The sequence below is a fragment of the Dyella sp. 01N36 genome (genome assembly GCF_056399745.1).
In genome coordinates, this window is sequence record NZ_JBFTRY010000031.1 from 11,410 (window position 1) to 28,791 (window position 17,382).

The window sequence follows — 17,382 nt, forward strand, 5'->3', positions numbered from 1 at the left end:
CGGTACCCAATGGCTCCGCTCGACACTCGTAGTGAGTCATGCCGCGGCGAGGAGTGACCTCCTCCCGCTCACATGTCACTCCATCGAAGGTCAGACGCACCATGCGGAAACTGCTTGCTCTCCAGATCGCGCTGCTGCTCGGCAGCACCTTGCCCGCCCATGCCTTCGCCCAGGCGCCCACCTCATCGGCAGCACCGGCGATTGCGCCGATGCCGCTCAACCAGGCGCTCGACCAGTTCTCGCGCAGCACCGGCCTGCAAGTGGTGTACGACCCCGCCGTTGCCGACAGCCTGCGCAGCAGCGGTGCGGCCGCCGGCGCCGCCGCAAAACAGCAACTCACGCAACTGCTCAAGGGCACGGGCCTGAGCTATCGCTACGTGACGCCGACCACGGTGACCATCGTGCGGGACCCCAATGCGGGAAAGGCTCTGGCCGCGGACGCTGAGGCGTCGCGCGGCCTGCCGCCGATCAACACCAACGACGGCACGCGCGACCTGGCGCCGATCAGCGTCCGCGCCAACGCCGTGGATACGCTCGCACCCAGCGCCGCGCCGCTCGATGCCACCCAGCCGACCTCGGTGATCGATGAGCGCTTCATCCGCGACGGTCTGCGCTTCAATGCCAACTTCGACGACATCATCAAGTACGCGCCCAGCGTCACCGTGACGTCGCCGGAAGGCCCGGGCCTGGGCAAGAACGAAGGCATCAGCATCCGCGGTTTCCAGGATGGTCAGTTCAACATCACCTTCGATGGCATTCCGTTCGGCGACGCCAGCGACCTGCATCACACCACGTCGGCCTATTTCAATAACCACGTGCTCGGCCAGGCCGAAATCGATCGCGGCCCGGGTGGTGGCTCCACCATCGGCAACGCCACCTTCGGCGGCACCGTGGGCCTGCGTTCGCGCGATCCCAGCGATGTATCGGGCATCACGCCGTATCTCACGATCGGCAGCTGGAATACGCGCGCCGGCGGCGTGAGCGCGGATGAACAACTGGGCGACCACACCAGGCTGTTCGCCGATGTGTCGAAGGAATCGAGCGACACCTACCTCAAGGGTACCGACGACAAGCGCGAGCACATCTTCCTCAAGACCATCACCGAACTCGGCGCGAACACGCTGCTGACGTTTGTCACGAGCTACAACCGCGAGCACCAGAACACCGTGCAGGGCGCGACCAAGCAGGAGATCGACGAGTTCGGCTGGCGCTATGGCCTGACCAACGATCCGACCCTGCAGTCCTACCAGGGCTATAACAACGCGGCCTATTACTCGAGCTTCACCTATCTGGGCGTCACCAGCCGACTGGGCGAGTGGGACGTGGACAACAAGGTCTACCTCAATACCTTCGATCACTGGGCGCGCAAGACCAGCGACGCCAGCGACAATAATCCAGCCGACAATGGCGTGACGTTTTACGACGCCAACGGCAAGAAGCTGAAAAAGGTCAACGCCGACGTGCCTGGCAAGCTGTCCGACTCAGGCTTTCATGCGTTCGGCGATGTGCTGCGCCTCGCTCGCGACCTTGGCCCCGGCTCTCTGCAGACGGGCGTGTGGCTGGAGCGCAGCCTGGACGCGCGCTACCAGTATCCGATCGACGAAACGACCGGCCAGCTGACCGGCACCAAGTACGGTCCGACCTACAACTATCTGCTGGACGACCGCACCGACACCGTACAGCCCTATCTGCAATACGACTGGAACATCACTGATCGCTTCACGTTGAGCCCCGGCGTGCGCTATTCGGAAGTGACGCGTCAGCTCGATGCGCCGCTGAACAAGGTGTCCCCGCCGGTGCCGTCGTATGCCCAGGCCACCTATCACTCCACCCTGCCCTCGCTGAGCGCGCACGAGAAGATCAGCGACGAATGGAGCGCGTATGCGCAGGTGGCGAAGGGCTTTCTCGCGCCGCCCATCGATGTGATCGAAGTGAACGGCTCGCGCAGCCTCAAGCCCGAGCAGACCACCAACTATCAGCTCGGCACTGCCTACGCCACGCGTGAATTCACCTTCGGCGCCGACGTCTACTACATCGACTTCTCCAACTTCCTCGCCACCACCGAGGTCGCCACCTCGAACGGCAACGAGAGCACGTACATCAATGCCGGCGGCGCCATCTACAAGGGTGCGGAAGCCGAAGCGACTTACGCGCTCACGCAGACGCTGAGCCTGTACGGCAATGCCAGCTACAACAAGGCGACCTATAAGAATTCCGACGTGCAGGTAGCCGCCACGCCCAAGGTCACCGCCGCGCTCGGCCTGCTCTACAGCAGCCCACTCGGTTACTTCGGCTCGCTGATGGGCAAATTCGCCGGCGAGCAGTACGGTGTCGACAACGTGACCGACAGCAACGGCAATACGATGTTCAAGAACGACCAGCGCATCGGCGGCTATTTCACCACCGACGCCGCCATCGGCTATCGCGCCGCCTCCGGCCCGTGGGGCGCCAAGGGTTATTCGGTGAGCGTGGACATCAATAATCTGTTCAACGTGCACAAGATCACCGGCTATGCGGGTACGCAGGCGGTCAGTGGCAATCCGCTGTTCTTCGGCCTGCCCGGCCGCGGTGTATTCCTCGACCTGTCGGTGAAGCTGTGATGGGGGCGACGCGTAAGCTGCTGTTGCGTGCCTGCCTCCTGGGTGCGGCGCTGGCAAGTTTGCCGGCGCTTGCGCAAAGCGAGGAAGTGGCCGCCCGCATCATCGTGCTGCGCCACGGTGTGCGTTCGCCCACCAGCTCGCCCGATGAACTGGCGCCTTATGCCAGTCGCCCGTGGAAGGCGTGGCCGGTGGCTCCCGGCGTGCTCACCGAGCACGGCGCGCAAGGCATCAGCGCGCTCGGCCAGCGCATGGCGCGCATGCTGACGGCCGATGGACTGGGCCACGGCAGCTGCGATGATCCGTGGCTGGTGATCGCCGACAGCACGCCGCGCAACCGCGCCAGTGGCGCCGCGCTGGTGCAGGGGCTGCAGCCCGTATGCCACGCGGGCTATCTCGCGCTGGCGCCGGAGCAGAACAACGCGCTGTTCCACTTCGTCGACAAGTCCGGCACGAAGGACGATGACGCGCCGGTTGCACCGTCGCAGTGGCCTGCGTCCGCACTGGTTGAACTGCAGTCCGTGTTGTTGGGCTGCCGCGGCGATGCCTGTCTGCAGGACGCGGGTAAGCAAGGCCGCAAACTCTTGCTCGATCCCGCGCATGACGACGACGCGGCCCGCGCCAAGTCGCTCAAGACCGCGGGCAGCCTCAGCGAAAACCTGATGCTTCAATACGCCCAGGGCTTCGCGCCGGCACAGGTGGCGTGGGGCAAGGGCGATGCTGCCACGATTGGCCACATCATCACGCTGCATAACCTGCAGTTTGCGTTGGCCAAGAAAAGCATGCCCGCCGCAGCGAAGGCCGGTTCCAACCTGCTGGCCCATGTCCTCGCCACCTTGCAACAGGCGGCAGGCGTCAGCACCGCCGTGGCACCACTGGCACCGGCCAAGACGCGCACCATCCTGCTGGTCGGACACGACACCAACCTGGCCAACCTGGCCGGCGTACTCGGTGTCGACTGGCACGACGAGCGCCAGCCCGACGATTACCCGCCCGGYGGCGCCCTGGTGTTTGACCTGCTGAAGCAGAAGGATGGCTACGCGCTGCGCGTCTCCAGTTGGATGCCCACGCTGGCGGCACTGCGCCAGGCGGACTTCCGCAGCGAGAACGCCTTGGTCCGCCACGCCTTGCCCCTGACACCCTGCCAGGGGCTGGACAGCTGCCCGCTGGCCACCGTCAGCGCATGGCTGAACAGCCGACTGGACCCGGCATCGATCGATCCGGCGATACCTGCCATGCCGGTCAACCAACCCTGAACGGAAGGCCGCTGCCCGACGGCAGCGGCCTAAACCTTCGTGCCCWCGCCGGCATCGGATCGTCCGTATGCGCGCCGCACCGGTCGCGCCCGGTCTGTCGAGGCAAGGATGAGAATCGCATTGATCGTGCTGTGCTGCGTGGCGGCCCTATGGGGCGCGCCCGCGACCTCTCAACCGGCGCCAGGCAACCTGACCGTTCATTGGGACGCCGGCGCGGCCGACTGCCAGGCCCACCCGCCCCGCCCGCTGCAGGTCCACCGGTACGACGAGCGCACCTACATCCTGCGCGAGAGTCTGTGCCAGACCTACGAAGGTCCGTTCATCTACCTGCTGATCGGCTCGACCCGCGCCCTGCTGATCGACACCGGCGATGTCGCCGACGCCAAACAGATGCCGCTGGCATCGACCGTGTTGGGATTGCTTCCCGTAGTGAACGGCCAGCGGCTGCCGCTGCTGATTGTTCATACGCATGGACATTTGGATCACCGCTCGGGCGATACGCAATTTGCCTCCGCACCCCAGGTGACAATCGTCGGCACGGATCTGCCGCAGGTGACCGCCGGCCTTGGTTTCCGCCAGTGGCCCGACGACGTGGCGCACATCGATCTTGGCGGGCGCGTGGTCGACGCCATCCCCACGCCAGGTCACTACCCCTCGCACGTGTCCTACTACGACGCGACCACGGGCTTGGCGTTCACCGGCGACTTCTTCCTGCCCGGACGACTGATCATCGATGACCCGGCGGCAGATCGCGCCAGCGCCGCGCGCATCAACGACTATCTGCGCGACCGACCGGCAAGCCATGTGCTCGGCGGCCATGTCGAACTGGACACGCGCGGCCAGGTCGAACCGATGGGATCGAACTGGCATCCGGACGAAGCGCCCTTGCCGCTGAGCAAGCAAGACCTTGCCGGCCTGCCGCAGGTACTGGCCTCGTTCAACGGTTTCTACGGTCAGTCGGGCCGGTTCGTGATGTATAGCCAGGCGCGCATGCTGCAGGTGATCAGCGTGGCCGGCATTCTTCTCTTAATCGTCATCGCGCTGTCCTTACGCTGGTGGTTCAAACGTCGACGTCACGCCCGCGCCGGCCACCCCTGAACACCTTTGCCAGGAGCGCTCCATGCGTCCATCGCTCCCGGCCGTCATGACGGCCATCCAGATCACTGCGCCCGGCCCTGCGGACGTACTGAAGCCGCAACAAGTGCCGGTGCCTGTGCCTCAGCCTGGCGAAGTGTTGATCCATGTGAGGGCCGCGGGCGTGAATCGCCCCGACGTGTTGCAACGCCAGGGCAATTATCCGATTCCGCCCGGCGCCAATCCCCTGCCCGGACTGGAAGTGGCTGGCATCGTGGCGGCCATCGGTGAGGGCATCACTACCCATGCGGTAGGCGATGAGGTCTGCGCATTGACCAATGGCGGCGGCTATGCCGAGTACTGCGTCGCGCCCGAAGGACAGGTGTTGCCGATCCCTCATGGCGTATCGATGCTGCAGGCCGCGGCGATTCCCGAAACGTTTTTCACGGTGTGGGCCAACCTCTTTCTGATGGGTCACGCACGGCGTGGCGAAGTGGCCTTGATCCACGGCGGCAGCAGCGGCATCGGTACCACTGCACTGATGCTGTGTCGCGAATTTGGGCTGCGCACGTTCGCCACCGCCGGCGGCATCGAGAAATGCGAAGCCATCCGCGAACTCGGTGGCGAGCCGATCAACTACCGGCAGGAATCGTTCGTCGAAGTGGTGCTCGCGCGCACCGAGGGACGTGGCGCCGATGTGATTCTGGACATCATGGGCGCCGCCTATTTCGCCGACAACCTGGCTACGCTCGCACGCGACGGACGCTTGTTGCTGATCGGCTTTCTCGGCGGCGGCACCGCCGAACAGGTGAACCTGCACAGCATCATGACCAAGCGCGCCGTGGTCACCGGCTCGGCCATGCGCCCTCGCACGGCACAAGAAAAGGCGGCCATCGCCGCCTCGCTGAAAGAGCATGTGTGGCCGCTGCTGGCGCAAGGCCGCTGTCTGCCGATGATTCACGCCAGCTATCCGCTCGCGCGTGCGGCCGATGCGCACCGCGAAATGGAAAGCAGCCGGCACATCGGCAAGATCGTGCTGGTGATGTAGGCCTCAGTACGCTGCTATCTCTTGCTGACCCAGCGGAAGCGGCGTGTGTCCATGGGTCGCTTCCTGCCATTCGTCCATCTGGCGACGCGCCTCGCGAATCTGCAGCTCGCCGGTCGGATGCCGGCGCAGCTGGGCGCGTAGCAGCTCGATCTCCTGCTGGAGCAACGCGTTCTGCTCGATCAGCTCGTCGCAGGCGCGCGATAGCAAGTCGTTGTCGCGATCCCATTCCATAAAGCACCGCATCGTCATGGGGGTGGGATACAAACGTTGCCTCTGAGCCCGTTAATGCGCCGTGAGACTTTGGCTAAGTCCTTTGCGCGGCCTTGACGGGCCGTGGGCGTAGGCTCGCCGCATGACCCACACGCACGCGCAACTCGAGCAAATGCTGGACGCGTTGGACGAATCCGTCCCGCGTCTGGTGCAGACCAGCCCTGCGCCTGGCGAATTCTGGAACAGCTTCACCAGCCTGGCCCAGACCATCCAGGATCACGCCCAGCCCGGCGACCGCGCCTGGGTCTGCGACCGGCTCGATGCCATCCAGGTCAAGCATCACCTGGTGCCGCCCGCCGACCAGATCTAGCCGGCCGCGTCGCTCACTGGCAGATCAGCACCGGAGTGTTACAGCAAAGCATCACTTTGTGCGGCACGCTGCCCAGCAGCACGCGCTCCAGGCCCTCGGACCCGCGCGACCTCATCACGATCAGGTCGCAATGATGCTTGGCCGCGGCAGCCACGATCGCCACGTCCGGACGCAGGTCGAACATGTACTCCGTTTCGCAGGGCACGTTCATCGCGCTGGCGCGCTTGGCCACTTCATCGAGATAGGTCTGCGCACGCGTCTTGGCCACTTCGCTGTAACAGCCGCTGTGCTGCAGCAGCTCGGACATGAAGGACACCGTGGACAGCGGCGGCATCACATGCACGGCGAATACCTTCGCCTCCAGCTTGGCCGCCAGCTCGATACCCGTTTCCACCGCCTTCAACGCACGCTCGGAACCGTCCACCGGCAGAAGAATGTTCTTGAACATCACCTGGCCTCCCTTGGATTCCGGGTGCCAGTTTAATCCTGTTGCGTTGGCGAGATGTGCAGGAGCCCGGCGAGTCGTCCGACCGCCAGGCCCCTAGCCCTACCCTGTGGGAGCGCACCCTGTGCGCGACTTCAACCCGCCACACCCTCCCCTCAAAGACTCATCTTCACATCCGCCACAAACGTCCTCTGCGGAAACGGGTGATACAGGTAGTACTTCTCATTGGTGAAATTGTCGATGCCAAACGAGGCCGCCAGATGCTCGTTGATCTGATAGTGCGCGCGCACATCAAACACCGTGAACTTGTCGAACGCGCCAAACACATGTGGCGTGTTGTCGGTGTTGTCCAGCGTGGAGTACTGCTTGCCGCTGTAACGCCCGGCCAGCGTAAACGCCCACTGCGCATCGGGCCGGTACGTCGCCACCGCCGTGGCACGCCAGCGCGGCACGTACGGCGCATGCTTGCCCTCCGACGTGGTGCCCGTGGCGCTGGCAAAACTATCGTTGGACAGCACCGTGGAATCGACAAAGGTCACGCTGCCGGAGAGCTCCAGCCCGCGCACGAGTACATTGTCCTTCTGCGCCACCAGCTCGATGCCGCGATTGCGCAGCTCGCCGACGTTCATCACGTAGCTCACCGGCACCGCGACGTTCGGCAACGTGGAAGTTTGGGACACCAGTGCGTTCCTGGTGTTCTCCTGGAACAGCGACACGCGCAGCAGACCCTGCTCGAGCGAGTGTTCCACGGCCAGCTCGCCGCTGCGCGCGGTTTCCGGCTTCAGATCGGGGTTGGGCACGCTGAAGGTGGAGCCCGTGGACACCAGCTGGTACAGCTCGCCCACCGTGGGAAAGCGGATCGCCTTGGCCAGCGAACCGGTGAGACGCCAGTTGTCGGCCACGTTCCATTGCAGCGTAGCCTTGGGCGAGAAGCCGTCGGCCTTCTCCACCGGCTGCTGCACCGCCGTCTTGCCGCTGAAGTTGTAGCCGTCGCTGGCCTTCCACCACTCATAGCGACCGCCCACCGTGAGCATCCAGTCCGGCGCAAAGCTCCATTGATCCTGCAGCCACAGCGCCTGCGTCTGCGTCTTGCCGCGGCCCGTCGAATATAGCGTGGTCAGGCTGTCCGGGTCCTGCCAGTTGCTCAGATTGGTGGTGGGATTATTCAGCTCGTACTGATCGGCATGCGCGCCGATCGACACCTCGTGCGCGCCGCCATATCCCTGCGGACGCCAGATGCCGGTGGCATCTGCCGTGGACCACTGCGTGCCGCCGTAGCTCGCCAGACGTCCGTTGGTGGTGACTCCCGTGCCGTTGGTGACGCCTGCCGGTTGCCACTGGTTGTCCTTGAGGAAGGCGTAATGCGTGGCCACGAACGAGGCGTCGTAGTCGCCCTTGGTATCGGACTTCAGCGACAGACCCTGCATCAGGTGATGCGCACTGAGCTGGTAGAGGTTGCTGGCAAATCCCGCGACCTTGCCGTAGGTCGGATCGCCCGCACCATCCGTCAAATAAGTGTCCGTGTTCGACTGGCCGTGATTGCTCCAATAGCCCACCAGGTAACTCAGCTTCCACTGCGGGGTGAGGTCATAGGTCAGCTCGCCGTTGAGGTCGAGCATGCGCGTATGCAGCAGGCCGCCGGCGCCGTAGACATTGGCCACCTGCCCCATCTTGTTCAGCGCGGGAACCGTGCCGCTGGTGTCCGCCGGCGTCGTGCCGCCGGTGATGATGGACAGCGGCTGGCTGAAGCTGTTCGTCGCGCTCGCACCAAAGAACCAGCCGAGCTTGCCGCTATGACCGCCCGCCGTGAGGCTGGTCTGGCTGGTGCTGAAGTTGTCGTGCGTGCCATACAGGTCGAACGACTGCACCGCCTCGGTCTGCTTGATGGTGACTTCGGTTTTCTCCGGCATGCGCGTGACGATATGCATCACGCCACCCATCGAATTGCCTGCATACGCCGCCGAATACGGCCCATACATCATGTCGATGTGGTCGATCGCCTCCGGCGAGGTCATGCCCCAGCGCGGCGCACCGATGGTGTTGTTGTTGGCGATCAGCGCCGAGATCGGAATATCGTCGATATAAACCAGCGTGCGCGCACTGGAATTGACGCCCCAGTTGCGCGTGGCGAGCACCGGCTGGGTGTCGCCGTAGTTGCGCTTGCGGATGAAGATGCTGGGCAGGTATTTCGCGGTATCCTCCACATCCACTGCATTGATGGTGGCTTCCACGCGCTCCGCCTGCACGGATGCCAGCGTGGCAGGGAAACCGGGCGCGGCCAGCTGCTGTGCGGCGGCAGTGACTTTCACCGGCCCAAGGCTGGTGACGTCCGGTTCCGGAATCGGCGCGTCCGGCTGATCGCTGGGGCCGCTCTGCGCCCAGGCGATGGATGAAGCAAGCAGCGTGAGCGGCAATCCAAGGGCCGCTCCGCGCAGGAAAGAAAAGCGCATGACAAGACATCCGTTGTGGCCAGCGTCGCGAGGCGACGCATGGCTGGGGCACGGGCAAGCACAGGGACGCAGGCACGTGCACGCGATCCCGCGCGCCTACGCACCATCCCCTGTGTTTGCCGTCGATAGCGGTGGGCGCGCCAGACAGGCGCCCACCATCAAGCCGTCATCCCAGCTGGATGGACGGTGGTCCCCGCGGATGTGCGCTGAGCACGGGCTGCGCGTGCCAGGTGATGCTGGAACGCGCGACAGGCGCGACCGCCGGCAGCGGTGCGGCGAGCAGGAGAGCAACCACCGCACCCGAGAGCAGCGGCGTATGCGCCAGCATCGTGCAGTAGCCGCAATGGTCCAGGTGCTGGGCCGGATCGCCCGGCATGTCCGGCATGCCAGGCAGATGAACCATGCCGGGCATATCGTCCATGCCGGGCATCGACGCATGGTCCATGCCGGCGTGGGCAGCCATGTCCGTCGACACCAAGGCCGGAAGCACACGGGAGACCGTGGGAGCAGCCACCAGCAGCCACATGGCGGCGACTGCCAACCATGCCACAAACCGCCGTGATGTCCTGCGCCGAATCAAACTGCTTCCCAACCCTTGAGTAGGCTCCAGAGATGATCGCATTTCGCGACGCCCGTGGCACGCGAAACATGCTGCGGCGTGGCGTCACGTGGCGCTGCGCTTTCGATTCATACCGGTGGCAGAGAGCGTTTATTCCCCACTGCGCGCACCCTACACGCCGCCAGACTCCCCCGACCTCGTGGCCTGCCGTCGCAGTCCTGCGCCGCGTCACTTCCCCCGGCGCGCGCCTCGGCAGCGAACTTCGCCATGTGTCACCTATATCAAACACGTGTCCGCGATGAAGCCCGACAGCCTGCTGTAACCCACTTTGTTACGTTGCCATACGCCGCTACGCGTGGTGCCTGACCGGTAGGCGCGAGCGGCCACGGCAAACCTGCCGCGAGTAACGCGGGTCGCATGGGCTGGCACCCATGACGACCCGCTCACCATCAACAACTAAGACAGGAAGTTGATCATGGCTGCGCCGGATCATACGGCACTCATCCGCTCGTTCTTTGCCATGGATGGCCCCCTCCTACGGCCCCTCCCTCATGCCCCCACGTCGCGTACGCGAGGGGGCCCATGCAGTGCACACACACCAAGCAAGACGGCATCGCGCAGGTGGCCGATACCCTCGCCGACCTCCTTGCCGATAACGGAGCCTGCGTGCACAGGCAGGACCTGGGGATGGCCTATGGAGCCTAGCTGATGGCCGTTTTACCCCGGTCTACGACGATGGCATCGGCGCGGCGATCCACTATTTGCGCCAATACGCAGGGTTGCTCGATCGCACAGTGAAAGGAACGCGTCATCCGTCCGCCGAACTTCCCCGCGGCGTACCGAACGCAAAGGCCAGCCGGTCACCACGGATGCTGGCTGACAGTAGCCCCCGATATTCACCGACACGGATGGCTGTAGTCGCCTAGCCACACTGCCGCCGTGTCCGACAGGAAAACTCTTATGTGCCTCACCCAACTGGACCCGCGCCTGGATGTGGATCCCGACACCCCGCTACGCCGCCCCGGCGATGTACTGCTGCACGACTACATGCTCCCGCGCGATCTCAGCGCCGCCCAACTCGGTCGACGCACCGGCGTGCGGGCCAGCCATCTCAAGGGCATCACCCTTGGCACCCGGCGCATCACGCCGGAAATCGCCCTACGACTGGCCTGCGCACTCGAACCCACCGCGTTCTACTGGATGGCCTTGCAGTGGCGCTTCGACCTGGAAAAAACCCAGCAGCAGCTGACCTCGCGACGCGCGAGGCCAAGGGCAGGCAACGAATAGTCCTTACGCCTTGGTTTTGGCGGCTTTCTTCACGGTCTTCTTGGCCGCTGTCCTGGCAACCGTCTTGCGGGCTGTCTTGCCAGCCTTGGTGGCCACTTTTGCAGGCGCCTTGCGCGATGCCGATGCCGGCTTTCTCGCCTTGGACTGGTTATAGGCAATGGCCGCCTTCACCAGTTTCTTCAGGGCGGTCTTGTTGACCTTGTCGCCCTCGAGCAGATCAATCGCGCGCCAGGTGCTGCCGCCCAGGCCGTTGTTGAACAGTTGGTCTGGGTCATCAAGTTTCGCGCCATGCGAGAAGGTGATCTTCACCTTCTCCTTGTGCGCATTGGCCACCGCGATGATGCCGTCGCGATACCAGGTGGGGCTGCCCATCCACTTCCATTCCTCCACGATCTCCTTGTCGGCATCGAGAAAGGCCTTGCGCACGTCGGTCAGCGTCTTGCCACGCCAATCCGTGATGCCTTCGATCAGTGCGTCGATGCGTTCCGATGGATTCATGGCGTCCTCCCGCTCATGGTTGGATGGGCTGCGTTTCAGCGCAGTTGCTGGATACGGATCATGTTGCCGGCGGGATCACGCACCGCACAGTCGCGCACGCCATACGGTTGATCGGTCGGCTCCTGCACGATGTCCGCGTCGCTCGCCTGCAGTTTCTCAAACGTGCCAGCCAGATCCTTTGTGGCCAACAGAATGATGCCGAACGTGCCCTTGGCCATCATCTCGGCAATGGTGCGGCGCTCGTCGTCCGTGATGCCGGGGCTGGCCTCCGGCGGATACAGCACCACGTTGATGCCCGGCTGCCCCGCCGGCCCCACCGTGATCCAGCGCTTGCCGCCGTAACCCACGTCGTTGCGCACCTCGAAGCCCAGCGTGTCGCGATAGAAAGCCAGGGCAGCGTCCGGGTCGTTCTGCGGCAGAAAGCTCGAGTGTATGGAGATATCCATGGCGTTCCTCTCAGTGGTGGTGAAATCCATGGCCTCAGTCTAGATCGGGCTCCGCGGCCGGCGCTTCTCGATTCCTGATCGGCCGCGTCACCTGTTTGGCCACGCACGACGGCATACCTGCCGTGGCCTGAGATTCCTGCCGCTTATAGACACCCGGCGACATGCCCACCAATTCCGTGAACCGCGTGGTGAACGTACCCAAGGACGCGCAACCCACCGTGAAACAAACGTCAGTAACGCTGAGATCCCCACGCCGCAACAACGCCATCGCGCGCTCGATGCGCCGCGTCATCAGATACGCATAAGGCGACTCGCCATAGGCCGCCCGAAACTGCCGGCTTAGATGGCCGGCGGACATCTGCACGCCCCGCGCCAAAGCCTCGACATCCAGCGGCTCCGCATACTCGCGATCGATACGGTCGCGGACGCGGCGCAGGCGGGTCAGGTCGTGGAGGCTGGGGGGAGTGGTGGTCACTCCGGAATCGTGGCACGGGGAGATGGGAGGCTCAAGCCGCAGAGCATCGACGACGGAAACGCGGCTCAACCGGCGAACTCACAGACTCAAGTCATTTCAGCGCCAAAAGAAAAACGCGGGGCGAGCACCATGGCCCACCCCGCGCTGATCTGAGCAACTGCGATGCCCGACGTATCAGGGCAGCGTCAAATGAATCGGATTCGCCTTCATCGATGCGGACAGCGACGGAAACGGGTCGACGCCAGACATGGTCTTCACGTCATTCAACGAAACCACGGCGCAGGTGTAGTTGGTGACGTTGGTGCAAAGGAACGCGGCCRCACCCACGCCCGGTTCGTACACGGCCTTCCACGTATAGGCCGGCACCGCAACCGCGTCCTTGCCGATGGTCGGGATCGAATCCGTAGCGAACGCCGGACCAGTGACCACGTACACCTCACCCAGCTGGGTCGCGAGATTGCGCACGGAGTCCTCGATCTTCTCCCACTCGCCCGCATTCAACACGTGCAGCTGCGGCACCACGTTCGCCATGGAAAACGTTTCGTCCTCCGACGGGATCGTCGACGGATCACCCGCCGGCGACATATGCCCACGGTCGTAACCGCTGTTCGTATAGTCCGATGACTGCGAGCGATCCGCCGCGGGAATGCCCGTTTCCTGGTGCCAGGAACCATCACGACTGATCGAGTCCGCCCCGGCAATCTGTGCCGCCGTCAAATGCTCCGCCGAATACAGCGGACCCTTGGTCACGCCCGACGCAAACAACACGTACTCGGTATGACAAACCTCCGTCGTACGACTCAACAGCGACGCATCCAGCGCAGGCGCCTTCCCCGCGACAAAGAAATTCGGACAAGCGGTAYCGGCAAACGAAGCGCCGGACACGAAGAAGCAGACTGCAAACAGCCAAGAGCCAAAACGCGACATGTTGTTCCCCGTAGATGTGTGACCCGGGGAACCTAGTCATGGCTTATGTCAGGTGCGTGACCCTTCTGCAGATGCAGATGGTTTTAGTTGATTCTTGTGAATTGGGTCATGTTCAGCGGAGCATCTGCTCCGTTGACTGATCCCGGAACTGAACCCGCTCTTCGCGCGAAAGTCGGGTTCTCATTGCGCCACACACTGAAACCAGATTGCGCCGCCCAACAAAGCGCAACTCGCATAAAAGTTGAGCGAGAATCCAAAGAAGCGGTACATCGGAGAAATCGCGTAACCAGCCACAAAAAGCAGGCGCCCGCCAATAAACAAAGACGCAGCAACCATCAGCAGACCCGCGCACTGTGGCGGGCAACTACATCCAAATGCCAGCAACGCCATGAAGCCCAGAGACGCCTGCTCCAGGGTGTTCTGAAGTATCGCTTGACGCAATGACGGGCCGGTAGCTTCAGAGCGATAGCCCAAAATGGCATCAGGTGATCCGGCCCGCTCGAACATCACCGCCATGATCGACGCCGCCAGCGGAAGCGCATAAACCCAGCTTAGTTTCAGCGCAAGCGTCAGCGGAGGCGTACTTGTGACACCTATCGTTCTCAGTCCAAGCGTACTGGCGGCGAGAATGACAACTAATGCACAAGCGACCTGGACGTGAACAAAACTGCGGTATCCCATTGCGGTTCTCATCTTAGGCACTTCGTTATCAGATACCCGAGAAGTAGGCTTTGGCTTTTGCACCAAAAAAGATTGCACGCCCATAAGAAATGATGCCCAAAGCCATCATTGCCTGGCCAATGTAAGCGCCGACCTGTTCCGCGCCCGGGGCGATCTGGAATACTGGATGCGGATCGGGAGCGACCAGTACGTATCCCGCGAAGGCGCAGAAAACCATGCCGAAGACGATCGAAACAGCACGGCCCCAGCGTGGTCGCTTGAAGCACGCGTAAAGTGTTGCCGAAGTCAGAGCTGCGATGATCAGGGCGCGCGCGAAAACGGCCAACCATCCAAGGAGGGAGACTTGGCTTTGCGTCACCCTTTCAAACGCCAGAGTAAGCCGTATGACGCCGCTTCCTCCTGCGGCAAGCAGAATCAATGCGAGTATCACTGTAACGATGATTACTGCCGGCTTTCTGCGCCCTGACTTCCAGTCGCCATTAGCCTTTCGCTCGGCGACCACCCGAATGAATTCGTCCGGTGTCTTCACAACGCCCTCGTTAGATGATGTGCAAACTGCGCGCTTTCAGGATGTCCCTATGGCGCAGAGCCCGGATCCAATAACTTGATCCCCGTCGCTGACAGGTTGTAGATGCGAGTCTCCAGATAGCTGGAGTTCTTCTCTTCAATGTCGATGACGCCGTCGGCGCCCGACAGGCAGGCCTGCTTTCGCAGTTCGCCTTTTGCCGATGCAAAGTCGGAAGGTGCGAAGAAGGTCTTCTCAAGATGCACATTCAGTTGCGAGATCGCCACGTACGGCCTGGCTGGATGCTGGTCCTTGAACACCGCGACATCGCAATCATGCGGTCGAGCGGGGCTGCCTTGGTTCAACGATCGATAGTTTCCCGTCGTCGCCATGCAGCCGCACAGGCCGGATGCGAGGAAGACCATCCACACTAAGTTCTTCATGATCTTCCTCGCACCGTTTCGTCAAATGCGGTTATTGATGCGAGCCGATGCTCTTATCCATCTCGGCAATGATTTCCTTGTCCCAGCTCTTCTGGCCTGCCATGCCGGCAAACGACTTGGCCGTGCTGACCTTCACTGCGGTCTTATCGCTGCCTAGCGACGAGAGCCAGACGCCCGCGGATTCACCACCAGAGCCGACCACGAGGCCCACCTTGTGCGGCCGCGCACCTTCGACATACTCCGCATCGGATCGGCTGACCACGAAACCGTTGGCTACCAGCGCATCAACAGCTGCCTTCTGGACCGCCGTTTCCGGCTTGTTGTAGACGATGCTCGGTGCCGAGTCTGCCGGCTTGGTCGGCGTGGCCGAGCAACCAGCGAGAACAAGCATGCAAGCCGCAGTCGCGAACGTCACTAGTACCTTCTTCATCACGATCGAGTTCCCCTGTTGAGTTGACAAGACGATTCCAGCATTCCACCTGTCACGCATGCGAACGGGCCGTCGCACGGGTGTGCCCCGGGATGCATGGCTGGTGGATTCCCCTTTGGCAGGCCGCCCCTAACGTGCCCGCTCCTTTGCATGTTATCGAAGTTCAATGGCGATCAAATACTCCGTTTGGATAGCTAACTCTGAGATCCGCGTCGCCTGACCGCCATCTGGCTTGTCAGCGCAGCCATGACCGATATGGGTCGGCATCGGGCGCTGCTGTTTATCACGGTGATTGGTCATCCTCGCCGAGAAACCATTTTCGGTACCAGCGAGGCATGCTGCGTACCTTCGCCCCACCGCGGAGACGTGAGGACCAGATCATCCACATCAACATGATTCCGGTCGCAAAACGAAAACCGAGAAAGACGAACGCACTGACCCTGTCGATATTTCGAGAATGAAACGAAATCAGGACACCCAGGATGATGCAGAACGCGAGAAAACCAGCGAGTCCGCTCAGGTTGAACTGGCTACGTCCCGAGCGATTTTCTTTCACCGCACCCTCCTGGTGTTTGAAAGCCTGCGATACGCACGCAACTAACGCTGCGCCCGCCCTTTCTCGAAAATGGGCTCCTCTCCAAGCCCGATTTTCCAAAGCTACTGGAGCAAGATTGGCGAGTTCACGTAGAACGTCAGGAAGCGCCATTGGCCGTCAATTTGGATCAGTCGAATATTGAGCTCGGCGTGGCCGTTCTCAAATTCGCCCGATTCCGTGTAGGACGCACTGACTGCCTTGCCGCTACCGATATTGACCGCGACAAGCGATTGCCCCTTCGGCTCGCCCAGGCTCTTCAGTGCGCCGAGTTTGGAGAGCTTTGCGAACAGTCGATCCACCTGGTCGGGATCCTTGGCCAGAATCGCCATCAGTTGCGGTGAAGAGCGCTTCAGAAGCTCGTCTTTCGACCAGGTCGCAACCACAGGTCTCACGTTCGTCTCGACATAAGCCTTGCTGGACGAGTCCAGGCGAGCCCCTTGATAGACGCCGATACCGACCATCACGGCGATGATCAAAAGCAACGCCAAAAAGATCCCGCCAAGGATCTGAAAGACCTTTTTCATATTCCCCCTTTTCGGCACGACTAAAGCGCGCCGGGCAATCTTAGCCACTCTAATGACGAGAATCGCCACACGCTCCCATGGAGCAGAGGCGACCGCCGCCCGTATCGCAAATTATTACGACAATAACGATTGCAAAAATCCCCCCGCGAACTCTAGCGAGTCGTAAATCGCCATGCTAGCTTTTAGCTCAGGGGGATTTATGAAAAACAATTTGCGACCGCATTTTGCGGTAGCGCGATTGCGCGCGATCGCCAGATATCTCGACCAACGCATCTTCGTTCCGCAAGGCGACCGTTCCGGTTGTCGCGATCGTGTGCGCATGGATCCAGCGAGATCGTGTCCGACRCCCTGCGCTGCGATCACCTGACGCGCGCACCCGATCCCATTTCGCACACTGAGCCGATGGCTGGCTCGCGCGTACCCAGACGTTCGCGCAGCGTAGTCATGGGCGCGTCGCCCAGAACATGTCCATACCGTCCGACAACCACAGGGAGCAACACATGCAGTTTCGTATCGGAGTCGTTCTGGCAGCCGCGGCTGCCTTGTTGACTGGGTGTGCGGC

General features: G+C 62.5%; 21 protein-coding genes. 6 read left to right on the forward strand and 15 right to left on the reverse strand.

Going from position 1 to position 17,382, the window contains the following annotated elements:
* The first annotated feature begins 101 nt into the window (after window positions 1–101).
* The 4 genes from AC1DMG_RS08745 (at window position 102) to AC1DMG_RS08760 (ending at window position 5,975) form a co-directional block, all read left to right on the forward strand.
* Window positions 102–2,600, forward strand: coding sequence for a TonB-dependent receptor (locus AC1DMG_RS08745; RefSeq protein ID WP_477177841.1), 2,499 nt, complete (start codon window positions 102–104; stop codon window positions 2,598–2,600).
* Window positions 2,600–3,853 (forward strand): histidine-type phosphatase, encoded by a 1,254-nt coding sequence (locus AC1DMG_RS08750; protein ID WP_477177842.1) that lies wholly within the window; start codon window positions 2,600–2,602, stop codon window positions 3,851–3,853. Before AC1DMG_RS08745 ends, AC1DMG_RS08750 begins: the two co-directional genes overlap by 1 nt.
* A gap of 108 nt (window positions 3,854–3,961) precedes the next feature.
* Complete coding sequence (locus AC1DMG_RS08755) at window positions 3,962–4,951, forward strand: MBL fold metallo-hydrolase (protein WP_477177843.1); 990 nt, start codon at window positions 3,962–3,964, stop codon at window positions 4,949–4,951.
* A 22-nt stretch (window positions 4,952–4,973) separates the two neighbouring features.
* Window positions 4,974–5,975, forward strand: coding sequence for an NAD(P)H-quinone oxidoreductase (locus AC1DMG_RS08760; protein ID WP_477177844.1), 1,002 nt, complete (start codon window positions 4,974–4,976; stop codon window positions 5,973–5,975).
* A gap of 3 nt (window positions 5,976–5,978) precedes the next feature.
* Here AC1DMG_RS08760 and AC1DMG_RS08765 read toward each other — a convergent pair whose 3' ends face one another.
* Window positions 5,979–6,206, reverse strand: a complete 228-nt coding sequence (locus AC1DMG_RS08765) for a hypothetical protein (protein WP_441611232.1) — start codon at window positions 6,204–6,206, stop codon at window positions 5,979–5,981.
* 121 nt (window positions 6,207–6,327) lie between these two features.
* On the opposite strand from AC1DMG_RS08765, the gene AC1DMG_RS08770 reads away from it, so the two are divergent.
* Complete coding sequence (locus AC1DMG_RS08770; RefSeq protein ID WP_477180413.1) at window positions 6,328–6,555, forward strand: hypothetical protein; 228 nt, start codon at window positions 6,328–6,330, stop codon at window positions 6,553–6,555.
* Between the two features lie 13 nt (window positions 6,556–6,568).
* Here AC1DMG_RS08770 and AC1DMG_RS08775 read toward each other — a convergent pair whose 3' ends face one another.
* The 3 genes from AC1DMG_RS08775 to AC1DMG_RS08785 form a co-directional block, all read right to left on the reverse strand.
* Complete coding sequence (locus tag AC1DMG_RS08775) at window positions 6,569–7,003, reverse strand: universal stress protein (RefSeq protein ID WP_441603314.1); 435 nt, start codon at window positions 7,001–7,003, stop codon at window positions 6,569–6,571.
* A gap of 152 nt (window positions 7,004–7,155) precedes the next feature.
* Complete coding sequence (locus AC1DMG_RS08780) at window positions 7,156–9,450, reverse strand: TonB-dependent receptor (protein ID WP_477177846.1); 2,295 nt, start codon at window positions 9,448–9,450, stop codon at window positions 7,156–7,158.
* Between the two features lie 166 nt (window positions 9,451–9,616).
* On the reverse strand, window positions 9,617–10,000 hold the full coding sequence (locus AC1DMG_RS08785) for a DUF2946 domain-containing protein (RefSeq protein ID WP_477177207.1): 384 nt from the start codon (window positions 9,998–10,000) through the stop codon (window positions 9,617–9,619).
* Between the two features lie 969 nt (window positions 10,001–10,969).
* On the opposite strand from AC1DMG_RS08785, the gene AC1DMG_RS08790 reads away from it, so the two are divergent.
* A complete protein-coding gene (locus AC1DMG_RS08790) occupies window positions 10,970–11,296 on the forward strand; it encodes a HigA family addiction module antitoxin (RefSeq protein WP_441603311.1) in 327 nt (108 codons plus the stop codon).
* A 3-nt stretch (window positions 11,297–11,299) separates the two neighbouring features.
* Here the strand turns inward: AC1DMG_RS08790 and AC1DMG_RS08795 are convergent, their stop codons facing one another.
* The 11 genes from AC1DMG_RS08795 to AC1DMG_RS08845 form a co-directional block, all read right to left on the reverse strand.
* Window positions 11,300–11,794 carry a DUF1801 domain-containing protein gene (locus AC1DMG_RS08795; RefSeq protein ID WP_477177848.1) on the reverse strand — a complete coding sequence of 165 codons (495 nt, stop codon included), beginning with the start codon at window positions 11,792–11,794 and terminating at the stop codon, window positions 11,300–11,302.
* Window positions 11,795–11,829: 35 nt separating this feature from the next.
* Window positions 11,830–12,240 (reverse strand): VOC family protein, encoded by a 411-nt coding sequence (locus tag AC1DMG_RS08800; protein ID WP_441603309.1) that lies wholly within the window; start codon window positions 12,238–12,240, stop codon window positions 11,830–11,832.
* Window positions 12,241–12,274: 34 nt separating this feature from the next.
* Window positions 12,275–12,715: a helix-turn-helix transcriptional regulator gene (locus tag AC1DMG_RS08805; RefSeq protein ID WP_441603308.1), complete on the reverse strand. Its 441-nt coding sequence runs from the start codon at window positions 12,713–12,715 to the stop codon at window positions 12,275–12,277.
* A 174-nt stretch (window positions 12,716–12,889) separates the two neighbouring features.
* Window positions 12,890–13,642, reverse strand: a complete 753-nt coding sequence (locus AC1DMG_RS08810) for a DNA/RNA non-specific endonuclease (RefSeq protein WP_477180414.1) — start codon at window positions 13,640–13,642, stop codon at window positions 12,890–12,892.
* Window positions 13,643–13,822: 180 nt separating this feature from the next.
* Window positions 13,823–14,323 (reverse strand): MAPEG family protein, encoded by a 501-nt coding sequence (locus AC1DMG_RS08815; protein ID WP_477177850.1) that lies wholly within the window; start codon window positions 14,321–14,323, stop codon window positions 13,823–13,825.
* 28 nt (window positions 14,324–14,351) lie between these two features.
* Window positions 14,352–14,852, reverse strand: coding sequence for a hypothetical protein (locus tag AC1DMG_RS08820; protein ID WP_477177851.1), 501 nt, complete (start codon window positions 14,850–14,852; stop codon window positions 14,352–14,354).
* A gap of 47 nt (window positions 14,853–14,899) precedes the next feature.
* Window positions 14,900–15,271, reverse strand: coding sequence for a hypothetical protein (locus AC1DMG_RS08825; RefSeq protein ID WP_477177852.1), 372 nt, complete (start codon window positions 15,269–15,271; stop codon window positions 14,900–14,902).
* Between the two features lie 31 nt (window positions 15,272–15,302).
* On the reverse strand, window positions 15,303–15,701 hold the full coding sequence (locus tag AC1DMG_RS08830; protein WP_477180415.1) for a hypothetical protein: 399 nt from the start codon (window positions 15,699–15,701) through the stop codon (window positions 15,303–15,305).
* Between the two features lie 283 nt (window positions 15,702–15,984).
* Complete coding sequence (locus AC1DMG_RS08835; protein ID WP_477177854.1) at window positions 15,985–16,257, reverse strand: hypothetical protein; 273 nt, start codon at window positions 16,255–16,257, stop codon at window positions 15,985–15,987.
* A gap of 101 nt (window positions 16,258–16,358) precedes the next feature.
* The gene (locus tag AC1DMG_RS08840) at window positions 16,359–16,820 is read right to left on the reverse strand and encodes a hypothetical protein (protein ID WP_477177855.1); all 462 of its coding nucleotides are present in this window, start codon (window positions 16,818–16,820) and stop codon (window positions 16,359–16,361) included.
* 359 nt (window positions 16,821–17,179) lie between these two features.
* The coding region (locus tag AC1DMG_RS08845; RefSeq protein WP_477180416.1) for a hypothetical protein at window positions 17,180–17,382 on the reverse strand (203 nt) is incomplete at its 5' end.